The organism is Prosthecobacter sp. (genome assembly GCF_014879935.1).
Lineage (GTDB): Bacteria > Verrucomicrobiota > Verrucomicrobiia > Verrucomicrobiales > Verrucomicrobiaceae > Prosthecobacter.
In genome coordinates, this window is record NZ_JACSRD010000103.1 from 1 (window position 1) to 11,073 (window position 11,073).

Below are 11,073 nucleotides of genomic sequence, written 5' to 3' on the forward strand. Positions count from 1 at the left end.
CAGCAAGAACCGCCTTTTTTCGCCCTCTCAAACCACGCTCAGAAACCACCCCCTATCCAGAGGTGCCCTTAAAGGAGTTCAGCTCATCGAATCCCAAGTCGATCCACCCTTCCGGCAATTCATCATTCATAATTCATCCTTCATCATTGGTTCTGCCTCCTGCGGCCTCAAGGAGGCGGTTGGCGTTGGCGGCCAGAGTTTTCATCTGGCGAATGGCGATGGCGTTGAGCTTGGTGAGGCGTTCGCCCTGAGGGAGCTGCATGTGGATGAACTCAGCGTTGAGTCCTTCCAGATTGGCGAGCACGAGGAGCTGCTCGATGCTGGCGTGGTCGCGCATGTTGCCGTCGAGGCTGGGATTGGCATCCCGCCACTGGCGGGCGGTCTGACCGAAGAGGGCGACATTGAGCAGATCGGCCTCCGTGGCGTAGGTGAGGGCGGCCTGGGCGGGCGTGACCTCCGGCGGGATGAGGTGGGTCTTCACCGCGTCGGTGTGGATGCGGTAATTGAGCTTGGAGAGGGTGCGGTTGAGGTTCCAAGCGAGTGAGAGGCGGCGGCTTTCGTCTTCCTTGAGCCGCTGGAATTCCTTGATGAGGTAAATCTTGAACTCAGGGCTGATCCACATCCCGAACTCGAAGGCGATGTCCCGGTGGGCATAAGTGCCGCCATAGCGCCCGGCCGTGGCGCGCAATCCGATGGCACCGGTCTTTTCGACCCACTCCTTGACGCTGATCTTGTAGCTGTTCAGCCCGACCTGGCTCTTAATTATGGCGAATTCGCCATAATTAAAACTGGGGTTGTGCACGGATTCCCAGATACCCAGGAACTCGACGGTGTTGCGGTTGCGCAGCCAGTCGGAGATGAAGAAGTCACCATCCTTCGCCTTGATCATGTCGGTGAGGGATATGAAGTCCCCATGCGAGTCGGAAAGCACGGTGATGGCCGTTCCTTTGACTTCGAGGGTGGTTTTGGCGAGCTTTTTCATGGACTACGTCGGGTTACAGATTGCCGAATGAACGAAACATGGAATGCTGGCAGAACTTCTCGTCCTTGTGGCGATGGGGCAATTCCTTCGGGGGTTGCCCCGCTTTTGTTTATGGATGGTGTGATGCGTTTTCATGCCGTGGCGAGTTCCTCATCTCCCAGCTCCGCAAGAATGCCGCGCAGGTCGTTCATGAGGTGTTCGAGTTCGCCGAGGGCTTCGGTGGCGAGGACGGAGGGCTCGGGGAGGTCGGCGCTGGATTCGGCGCTGTCGTCCTTGAGCCAGGCGATGTCGAGGCTGTCATCGCGCTGGGCGATCCAGTCGCGGGTGAAGCGGCGGAAGCGGCCGGTTTCGCCCTCGTCCTGCCGTTTCTTCAAGGCGGCGGGGCTGCCGAGCGGGTCCTTGCCAAAGGCCGTCTCGAAGGGCGTGAAGTGATCGCGGGTGAGGGGGGTGCGTTTGCCGAACTGCGGCATGTTCGCCCGGAGGTCATAGACCCAGACTTCCTTCGTGTTTCCCTTGTCGGTGGTGCCACGGGTGAAGAAGAGGACGTTCGTCTTCACGCCCTGGGCGTAGAAGATGCCGGTGGGGAGGCGGAGGATGGTGTGCAGGTTGCACTTCTCCATTAGGTCCTTTCGGATGTCTTTGCCGACGCCGGACTCGAAGAGGACATTGTCCGGCAGGACGACGGCGGCGCGTCCGCCGGGGGCGAGGCCGCGGTAGATGTGCTGGACGAAGCAGAACTGCTTGTTGCTGGTGGGGTAAGTAAAATCGTCACGGGTGGGCAGACCGCCGCCTTTTTTGGTGCCGAAGGGCGGGTTGGAGAGGTTCAGCGTGGCCTTCGGCAGCGCCTGACCCTCGGGGGAGAGGGTATCGCCATAACGGATGCCGCCGTCGATGCCGTGGAGCATGAGATTCATGAGCGCGAGGCGATGGGTGTCCTGCACGTGCTCCATGCCGAAGAAGGTATTCGTTTGATACTTCCGCTGCTGGGCCTCGGTGAGGCTGTCGAAGTTGTGGTGGTGCCGCAGGTAGTGATTCGCGGCGATGAGGAAGCCGCCGGTGCCTGCGGCGGGGTCCTGGATGACATCATCGAGCGTGGGCCGCATCACAGCGACCATGCTGTCGATGAGCGGGCGCGGGGTGAAGTATTGCCCGGCACCGGATTTCTTCTCGTTGGCGTTTTTTTCCAGCAGTCCCTCATACATGTCGCCGAGGCCTTCCTGCTTGGCGGAATACCAGTCGAGCTTGTCGATCTCGGTGACGAGGGTGGAGAGGGTGGCGGGCTTTTTGATGAAGGAGGAGGCGTTCGCAAAAATCTCCTTCGTGAGCCGCGAGCCGTGGGAGCCGAGGTGGATGAGGGTGAGCTTGTAGAACTCCAGCCGATCCGGGGCGCTCTTGCCCGCGAGATCGGCCCAGCGGTGGCCTTTGGGGATCTGCTCCTCCGTGCCGGTCTCCTGCGCCATCTTGAGGAAGAGGAGGTAGGTCAGCTCGGTGACGTATTGGTGGTAGGTCACGCCGTCGTCCTTGAGGACGTTGCAGAGGTTCCAGAGCTTGGCGACGATGTCGTGGGTCATTGAGCGGAGATGGGGAGAAGAGGAGACTTTGAGACTTTGAGACTGGGAGATGGGGGAGAGCCGTCAAAGACGGTCAAGAATCAAGACAAAGGCGCTCCATGTCTCGGTAATCCATGAGGCGAGAAGGACAACTCACCATGCAAGCGCCTCAGGAGCTGCATCGAAGAGCGCTTTGAGCACGGGATACATCGCTTGCTGCCTCTGCATCTCACGCCAGACAGTCTGGTGACCTACTTCGAGGAGTTCGTCTCGATGGCGATCGAGGATTGCCTGAGCAGCGCCATTCTGCTTCTGGGTCACATACTCGCCGAGCCGGGCGCGATAGGTGCCGAAGGCGGTGCGGCGGGCTTTCACGAGATAATCCCGGTCATTGAGATGAAGCACACGGAGGGTGTAATCAGCACGCAGTCTGTCATCGTCCGTGACTGCCGGCGCGTTCCTGACATCGAAGGCAAAGGTATTCAGCAAGTCGAGAAAGAGGAAATGCAGCGGGTCTTCAGTGCGCGGGTTAATGAGGGCAGGACTGCCTGCCTGTGGTGACGTGACAGGGGCTCCGTCTGGACGTGTCACTGTCACCAGCTTCCGAGGTGCACCAGCCAGGACGGCAAATTCACTGTTCTTCGGGCCGTTGCATGGTCCGCATGCATAGAGATAATTATCCCACTCGAATACCCCTTCTGGGTAAAGGTCTTTGGGCATGATGTGCTCGACCTCGTCCGCCACGGAGTCCTCACAATAGCTGCAGCGTCTGGCTCCCTGACACATCTGGGATAGGACGTCCTTCACATGATTGAAGGTGGCATTGCGCTTGGTGTTCCGGGACTTGAAGCGCTGCTTGCCGGCCTGGACGCGGGCGGCATAGGAAGCCAGCGCATTCACCTCGGCCTGCCAGTCCTTCAACTTGCGGGCTGCGCGTTTCTCAAGGGCGAGAGCTGGGAGCTGGATCATGAGAGAGGCGGACTAAGGGTCTCACATCGATGCAGGGAACAAAGTCTGTAAGGACAAGCGCTCCTGGGACTCTTTGGTGGAGAGTTTGGAAAGAAGAGCTTTCTGATTTAGCATGGCAAGACGCTGTTGCTTTTCCTTAGCCGAGTCGGAACGGCTGACATCACAGCCAAACAACTCAGTGCCATAAGCGTCCAGCACACTGCCAAAGATCAACCGGTCCTTTTCGATGCCCTTGAGCATGCGCGCCGTCTCGCGGGAGCCTGGAGTCGGGAGTCGGAAGATGGACCCCGTCTCGGCTGCGTGGCAGACCAGCGGGCTGTGAGTGGTGACGATGAACTGAACCTTGGGGAAATGTTTGGTGAGCCAAAAGCCGATGCGCCTCTGCCAGGTGGGGTGAAGGTGTGCATCAATCTCATCGATCATCACGACTCCCGAATGCTTGACGGTGATAAGCCCCTTTTTGGTCTCTGAGAAAAGTGTCGAGCCGGGCCATGCGACCGACATTTGCCTGAGCAGCTCAAAGGTAAAACTGAGCACAGATCTGAAACCATCTCCGAGCACATTCACGGAAACGGGGGTGCCATTCCCATCCACGAAGCGGACACCCTTGGAATCCACTTCCTGGAAACGAACACCATTGGGCAGAAAGCCATCCTGATTGATGAAATTCTTGATCAGAGCCAGCAGCTTGCCGCTACGGGCTTTCGCGTCCAACTGCTCAAAACGTAACTGGGCCAGCCAGGCGAGGCCCTCGGTGAGGGCGACTTCTTCACCAAAAACGGAGAGGTGCCGTGCCAGGCGTGGATGGGAGAAAAACAAACGTTCTGAATCTTTGTCACCACCCGTGAAACGGCGAAAAGGGCCAAAGGCAGCACCGAACCAGCCTGGTTTCTCACTCCATGCATGGCGCTCAGGCAACGTTTCGTTCCCCGCTTCGGGTTTGATTTCCACCTTGCCGTTCACGCGTTGGAGTTGCACGCCGACCTCAGGGTGAAAATCCTCCAGTTTTCTACCTTTTCCCGCCCAAGAATCATCTGCCTGATCCTCGAGATAAACGGTGACGACACCTTTGGATTTTCCGCCTGCAAGCCATTGCGACCAGTCCTGGCGGAGGGCTTCGGCATTTTGGGCACCAATCAAGGCCAGAGCTATACTTCTCAGAACGGTGGACTTTCCAGAACCATTGTCGCCGATAATGACATGCCAACCAGGGCCGGAAGAGTCATCCGAAACGCTCCACTCTAAGCGACTTATGGTTCGAATGTTGGAGATTTTGAAAGAGTGCAGGTGCATGGCGAAAAATAGGAATGGTTGCCCTGATAAATCAAGCTGCGGGTTTCCACACGGTGTTATTGAAGGTATCGAGAACCTGCTGGAGCTGGCCGTCGAAGACCTTGTTGGCCCGGTGGAAGCCGCCTTCCTGGGTGAAGACCATGTCTTTCTCGATGGCGGCGCGGTCCACGATGAGGTTGGCCTTGGTCTGGGCGGCGAGTTTCTTCAGCCACTCACGCTGCGGGGTGCTCCATTGGCGGGAGGCGAGCATGTTTTGCAAGGCGTCTTCCACCCGCTGGTCGTAGGGCTTCAAGGGATCACCCAAGGCGGCCTGACGGATGTAGCCGATGATGCGGGCGGCGATTTCTTGGTTCGTGAGTTCCTTGTGGGCGGTGGCGAGGCTGGTCTCGGAGAAACCGGCCTTGTCGAGTTCATACTGAAGCTCGCGAAGCTGCTGGCGGGTGAGCGACTGCGGACGCGTGACGACGGCGAGGAGGGTGGGGATGGCGTTCGACTTGCTCTCGATGAACTTCTTGAACTGAGCGAGGTAGTCCTCCGGCTTGGTGGTGCTGGCTCCAAAACCGCGTGTGACCTCGCGGAGCTTGTCCTCGTGGTCGGAGATGAGGATGGGCTGCGCGGGGCCGTTGCCCTTGCGGTCGAGGATTTCGCCCAATTCCGCGTGTTGCGTGAACCAGTCGGCGATTTGCTCCGGCTTCATCTTCTTCAGGTGGTCGATGAAGGCATCGGGCGTCATGCCGGCGGCGATTTCGAAGTCGCGCTCGGCTTTTTCACCCAGGTGTCGCTTTTTGCGGCGCAGTTTGCTGATGAGCTGGTCGCGAATGAGGTTCCGCGCCTCCTCGGTGCCGACCTGGGTCAGTTCCTGGATCAACTGAGTGAAGCTGATGGCCGGATCAACGACGACGGGCTTCATCGCCGTCATGTTTTCGAGGGCCTCAAACAGCCGAACGGCATCGAACACGCGGAAGGCCTCCTTCCCGATGTCGTCGCACAGGCGTGTGGCACGGCCGAGCATCTGATCGAAGAGGATGCGGCTGTTCACCCGGCGGAGGAAGACGATGTTGCAGATCTCCGGCACATCGACGCCGGTGGTGAGCAGATCGACGGTGACGGCGACGCTCGGCATCTGCTCATTCTTGTAGCGGCGGATGAGCTGGAGTGGCTTGTCCGCCGTGCCGGTGATTTTCATCACCGCGTCGTCATCCACGCTGCCGTAGGCTTCTTTGAAGGCCGCCTTGAGCAGACGCACGACCATGTCGGCGTGAATGTCGCTCACGCAGAAGATGAGCGTCTTCTGCCGGGAGGCGGGATCAATCTCCTTCGCGAGGTATTCGCAGACGACTTGATTGAAGGGCTCGGTGATGACCTTGCGATTAAACTCCTCGACATCGAACTTCAGCTCATCGGGGGCTTTGTAGAGCTCCACCTTGCCCGTGGTGCCGCTATAGACCGGCACGTCCTCGCCCTTCTTCCACTTGATGCCTTCGCTGGAAAGCTCGGTGGCGATCTTGTAGGGCGGCTCGTAGTCCACGAGGTAACCGTCGATCACGGCCTCGCGGTAGGTGTAGGCAAAGACCGGCGGGCCGAAAATCTCCGTGGTGTGCAGCGCCGGAGTGGCGGTGAGGCCGATCTTCACCGCCGCGTAGTAGTCGAGCACGCGGCGATACTTTGAGAAGTAATCGTCAAAGCTGCGGAAGCTCAGCTCCGTGTCCGACAGCTCGCGGTCGAGGGTGTAGCCGCGATGGCATTCATCAATGATGACGCAGTCGTATTGACCCACGGAGGGCGGCGGATTCGCCTCCGAGGGATACAGCACCCGCTGCACCATGCCCTGGACGGTGGCGATGTGGACGGCGGTGTCGGAGTCGGCGGTCGCTTGGTCGATTTCCTTGATGCCAAAAGTGTTGGCAAAGGTCTGCATGGTCTCCATGCGCGTGTCTTTGAAGCTGTCCGCCGCCTGCACCCCGAGCGCGTTGCGGTCCACGAGGAAGAGGATACGGCGGAAGCGCTTCGTCTTCAGCAGGCGATAAATAAGGGCAATGCAGGTCTTCGTCTTGCCCGTGCCGGTGGCCATGGCGATGAGGATGGCCTGCTGCCCCTTCGCGATGGCAGCCTCGGTCTTGAGTATGGCTTGCTGCTGATAGTCCCGCACCGTGAAGCCGAAGTCGAAGGTCTCAGTGGCGAGCTGCTGATGCGCGGCGGCGATGTCCCGCTTCATCAACGCGGTGAGGTCCTCAGGCGTGAACCAGCCTTGCAGCGCGGTCGCATGGTTGTCCGGGTTGCGCAGATCGCAGAACCACGTGCCGCTTTTTTCCAAAAGCTGGCGCAGATACGGACGGCCATTGGTGGAGAAGACGAAGGGCAGGCGGAACTCGTGATCCTTTCCCCAGTTCACCTCATGCATGAAGACCTCGTCCGTCGGCTGGAAGCCGCGGCTGTAGCGCTTCGCCTGCTGGAGCGACGCTGAGACATTGACATTGCCCCGCTTGGCCTCGACGGCGGCGATGGGCACGAGACCCGTAAAGAGAACATAATCCGCCGGTCCTGTGGCCGTGGGCCATTCGGCGATGGCTTTGTTCTTGCCCTTCTCCGGGCGTGCGCCTTTCGCGAAGCGGAGTTCCTCGCTGTCCACGATCCAGCCTGCGTCACGGAGCTGCTGATCGATGAGTTTGCGCGTCTGAGCCTCGTCGAGCTCCAGTTCGGAGGCCGCTTTGTTGGAAGCCGTGACGAGTGCGGCCACCACGGCAGGCGGTTTGGCGGCGACTTCGGCCTGCTGAGCCGCGAGCCGCTTCTGAAGCTCGGTTTTCTCCGCCTCAACCTCGGCGGCCATTTGCTCCCAAAAGGTCTGCTCATCCTTTGCCGCCTGAAGCTGCGCCTGCATGGCCTGCAACTGCTGCGCGGCCTCTTGATGGGCGGCTTGGTGATCCGCGAGTGCCTTTGACAGCGAAGCCAGTTCCTGGCGCAGTTCCTCGGACTCATCCTTCGGCGGCTGGGGCGGCACTAAGGGACCGGATTTGAACTTGGCATCTTTGAAGGCGCGGTGGAACCACACGCCAATTTGCCACGCGTAACGCAACGCTGACAACGCGTCCCGATGCGTGCCCTTGAGCGCATGATTGGCATCATTCCCGATCAACCGCACCTGCGTGAAGAGCTGGTAAATCTCGTGAGGAAGGATGCCCTGATCCCGCAGGCGATGCAGGAGGTGATATTGTCCTTCCTCGGCTCTAGGCGCGATCCCCACGCTGGAGGCCAGCATCTGGGCCAGTATTTCGGTGAGCTGCCGGAGCTTCAGCAGGCAGGTGTTTGGATCATCCGCAAAGTAACGCTCCGCCAGCATGCCCAGTCGCAGGAGCTGCTCATCGTGCTCCTGGAGGTGGGTGAAATTGCTGCGCAGGGCTGGCATGCGGGAATCCCCTATCCAAGCAGGGAGTGGTGATGAAGGCAAGACTGGGAGACAGGGGGACTTGGAGAAGAGGAGCGATGGGAACCGAACCGTCCTGAGGTGCCGGAGTCTCGGGAGTGCTGAAACCCAAAGGGAATTGGCGTGCCCTGCGGGCATAGACGGGGCTCTTCGAGCATAGACGATAGCGAATAGACAGATAGACGATAGCTCGGAAGGTCGGGAGCCAATCCGTCCTGACTACAAAACTCAAGGCGCGGGCTGAAGCCCCCTGCCCGCAGTGCTACGCTCAGCGTTGCAGGCGGGGAACTACGAACGAAGAACAGCGGACAGGCTGCGAAGCCGCGAAGCGAATGTCCGCGCTCCCTTCGCTCGCGAATTGTCGGCGGGAATGCAATTTGACTCCATCGCTCCCCGCGATGTCGGGGCTAATGCCCCAGCCATGGCGGCTGTCCAAAACGCCTCCAAAGCCCTCGGCGTTTTTCGCCCTCCGTCATTCGTCAATTCGGCACGCTGAAGCGTGAACAACGAACCAAGAACGAAGAACCAAGAACGGCGGACAGGAGTGTCCGCCCTCCACTCCCAGTCTCCTCCACTCCGAGTCTCCTCTTCTCCAAGTCTCCCAGTCTCAACGTCTCGCGGCAACGCCGCTCGCTCGCCGATTCATCTCCATCCCGGCGAGCATGCCGGCGAGCATCAACCAATGCGCGAGGTTCTTGGTCTGCGTGAGGATGCGCTCGACCATGCCGTGGGGGTAGCAGATGAGCAGGGCGACGAGGATGCCGAAGGAGGCGTAGCCGAGGAGGGATTTGCCGCCGTGGCGCACAGCCTGAAGGCCGCACCACAAGGTCATGCCTTCAAACAGCAGGAAGAAGCTCCAGCCGAGCCAGCCGTTCTCGGCGAGCAGGAGCCAGTAGAGGCTTTCGGTGAGCGGATTGGTCCAGTAGTTTTCGTCGATGATGGCGAAGCCGCGCTCGCGGTCCCACTCTTCGAGGATGTCGCTGTATTTGAAGCCGCGCGGGCGGCTGTTGGCGATGCCGTAGTTGTTCCAGCCGATGCCGAGCAGCGGGTAATCATTCAGCATGGCCTTGCACTGCCGGTTGAGCACGGGGCGGAGGTCCTCGGCATACTTCTCCTTGCTCTCCTTCACCTCCTTGAGGCGCGAGTTGATGGAGTCCATGGCAAACAGGAGCACGAGCGTGGCACCGAACATGCCGAGCAATGTCATCATCGTGGTGCGCATGCCGGGGCCGCGTATCCAGGCCATGAAGAGCACGACGGCGGCACCGATGGCATACGCGGCGAGGGCGGCGCGTGAGACGGAGAGCAGCACGCAAAGCCCCGCGGCGGCAAAGGCGGCGAGGCAGAGCAGGAGCAGCTTGCCTTTGACCTCCTTGTGCATCGCCGCCGCAAAGACGACACAGGCGCTCATGTAGGCCCACATGGACATGGGGTTCTGATGCTCGAACCAGCCTTTGATTTGGAAGTAGCCCTCCAGATAGCGCATCTTGAGGCAGATGTAGGCCTGCACGACCATGCTGATGGCGAGCCCAGCGATGGCGGCACGCATGTCTTTGTCATCCCGCAGATACAAGGCGGCGGCGACGAAGATGAGCGCGGCCTTCACGAAGCGGGTGAAGGCCATGAGCACATACGAGGCCTCCCAGGCATTGAAGATGGAGAGCAGGCCGATGAAGCAGAAGGTGAGGTAGATGAAGGTGCCGCGTGGCAGCCTGGGCCGTCGCGGCATGGAGGGCTCGCGCGGGCCCTTCAGCACGGCGATGATGAGGGCGAGCGCGAAGACCTCGACAAAGGAGACTTCAAAGCCCTTCGCATGGCCGCGGTAGGTATCGATGCTGCCGAGCATGAAGGTGATGCGCCCCGGCTGGAGCGAGGGCATGGCCATCATGAAGCCGAAGAGCACCCGCTGCCATTTCCGCCGCGTGGACAGGGCGATGCCGAGCAGCGGCGCGAGGCCGCCGTAGAGCAGGAATGCCAGGAGGAATTTGATCAGGTCCTTCACGTCTGGAACATGCAGCGGCAAAAAACGCGCTCATCACCCCCAAGTGCGGGTCTGGCCGGGCGGAGAGAGGCGGGCCATCATGCAGCCCCTATGAAGAAAACCCTCCTCTCACTCATGCTCGCCGCCACACTCCCCGCGAATGCCGGCGTCATCATCACCTACGCGGAAGATCCGGATGCCTACAACTCCTCGCTGACAGACACCCAGGTCTTCACCTTCAACAATCTCAAGACTGGCAAGATCTCGAGCGTCGAATGGGAAGACGTCGGCAAGTTTGACAAGCTCTACATCGCGAAGGCGGACATCTACGGCGGCGCTCCCGACGCCAAATACCCCGATGGCAGCCGCTACTCGCTGCAAGGCGCCGGCTCCGGCCTGCTGTCCAGCACGCTGAGGCTGGAGGAACCCTCGTCCTACTTCGGCATGTGGTGGTCCGCCGGCGACCCGAGCAACGTGCTCGAGTTTTACAACGGCGACACGCTCGTGGGCCGCTTCACCACCGCCAGCCTGATGGACCCGCTGCCGGCGGAATACGATGGCAATCCGATGAACCGCAAGATCAACAGCGGCGAGCCCTACGGCTTCATCAATTTCTTCGGCGATGAAAAAACCGCGTGGGACAAGATCGTGTTCAGCAACAACGGCTCGTCCGGCTTTGAGTCCGACAACTACACCTCGCGTGTCGAGGCCTGGGATCCGCTGACGGATGGAAAACTGCCCGGCGTGCCCGTGGCGATCGTGGAAGGCAAGACCACGAAGCTGGTGGACCAGAAGAGCCTCGATGGCACCCGCTGGGCGCTCAGCGACAGCTCCGTGGCGGCCGTGCCGGGCGCACCGGTGCCACCATGGACGCTGC

7 protein-coding genes are annotated in these 11,073 nt (G+C 60.2%); 1 reads left to right on the top strand and 6 read right to left on the bottom strand.

Annotated features, from left to right (window positions below; translation table 11 throughout):
* Positions 1-133 precede the first annotated feature (133 nt).
* The 6 genes from IAE77_RS06625 to IAE77_RS06650 form a co-directional block, all read right to left on the bottom strand.
* Complete coding sequence (locus IAE77_RS06625; protein ID WP_294223626.1) at positions 134-982, bottom strand: KilA-N domain-containing protein; 849 nt, start codon at positions 980-982, stop codon at positions 134-136.
* Positions 983-1,113: 131 nt separating this feature from the next.
* Positions 1,114-2,553: an N-6 DNA methylase gene (locus IAE77_RS06630; protein ID WP_294223629.1), complete on the bottom strand. Its 1,440-nt coding sequence runs from the start codon at positions 2,551-2,553 to the stop codon at positions 1,114-1,116.
* Between the two features lie 132 nt (positions 2,554-2,685).
* Positions 2,686-3,501, bottom strand: a complete 816-nt coding sequence (locus IAE77_RS06635) for a hypothetical protein (protein ID WP_294223632.1) — start codon at positions 3,499-3,501, stop codon at positions 2,686-2,688.
* A 21-nt stretch (positions 3,502-3,522) separates the two neighbouring features.
* A complete protein-coding gene (locus IAE77_RS06640) occupies positions 3,523-4,794 on the bottom strand; it encodes an ATP-binding protein (protein WP_294223635.1) in 1,272 nt (423 codons plus the stop codon).
* A 31-nt stretch (positions 4,795-4,825) separates the two neighbouring features.
* Entirely contained in the window at positions 4,826-8,197 is a 3,372-nt protein-coding gene (gene hsdR / locus IAE77_RS06645) for a type I restriction-modification system endonuclease (protein WP_294223637.1), read from the bottom strand.
* Positions 8,198-8,822: 625 nt separating this feature from the next.
* Positions 8,823-10,217 carry an O-antigen ligase family protein gene (locus IAE77_RS06650; RefSeq protein WP_294223639.1) on the bottom strand — a complete coding sequence of 465 codons (1,395 nt, stop codon included), beginning with the start codon at positions 10,215-10,217 and terminating at the stop codon, positions 8,823-8,825.
* A 90-nt stretch (positions 10,218-10,307) separates the two neighbouring features.
* Here IAE77_RS06650 and IAE77_RS06655 point away from each other — a divergent pair.
* On the top strand, positions 10,308-11,073 hold a 766-nt coding region (locus IAE77_RS06655; RefSeq protein ID WP_294223643.1), incomplete at its 3' end, for a hypothetical protein.